The organism is Paenibacillus pinistramenti (assembly GCF_005869875.1).
GTDB lineage: Bacteria > Bacillota > Bacilli > Paenibacillales > Paenibacillaceae > Fontibacillus > Fontibacillus pinistramenti.
On the sequence record NZ_VAWG01000036.1, the window covers coordinates 1 to 717 of the forward strand.

Consider the following 717-nt stretch of genomic DNA (forward strand, 5'->3'; position numbering starts at 1 on the left):
CCCCATTCGGACATCCCCGGATCAAAGCTTGCTTACAGCTCCCCGAGGCCTTATCGTTGTTCGCCACGTCCTTCTTCGGCTCCTAGCGCCTAGGCATCCTCCGTGTGCTCTTAGTAGCTTAACCAAAAGGCTCGGATTTCGGGCCGATACGCTCTGTTCCTCATCCCTTTCCTGATTAAGTAAAACCTAATAAGGAAGAAAGGGATTCGCAAAGGATCGATCGTCTCCAAAATGCCTCGCTCTGTAGCTAGTACTAAACTTGTTCTCTACGATCACAAGTTTCAGCTAAAAGAATGTTCTAATTCGCAATTGTTGTTTCGTTATCCAGTTTTCAAGGATCAATCGATGAATGATTTAAACCATCACAGAATGTGAGATTAAAGTATTCAGCGTAAGCAGTTTCGAAGAAACTGCGACCTGTATGCATTTCGGTCAATCCCATTGGGCTGATGAAATTCATGCAGATGATTTTGAGAGCTTGAGCTCTCAAAACTGACCAACGAGTGAGAAGGTCCCTTTGCTTTCGCAAAGGGTATCCGGCGACTTGCGTCGACCGTGTATTTGTACCGCTTCGCTACGGAAGCGAGGTACTCCATAGAAAGGAGGTGATCCAGCCGCACCTTCCGATACGGCTACCTTGTTACGACTTCACCCCAATCGTCTACCCCACCTTCGGCGGCTGGCTCCCTTGCGGGTTACCCCACCGACTTCGGGTGT

2 rRNA genes are annotated in these 717 nt (G+C 48.7%); both read right to left on the reverse strand.

What is annotated here, in order from left to right:
* Positions 1-124, reverse strand: a 23S ribosomal RNA gene (locus FCN15_RS18985); the annotation flags it as partial.
* Positions 125-598: 474 nt separating this feature from the next.
* Positions 599-717, reverse strand: a 16S ribosomal RNA gene (locus tag FCN15_RS18990); the annotation flags it as partial.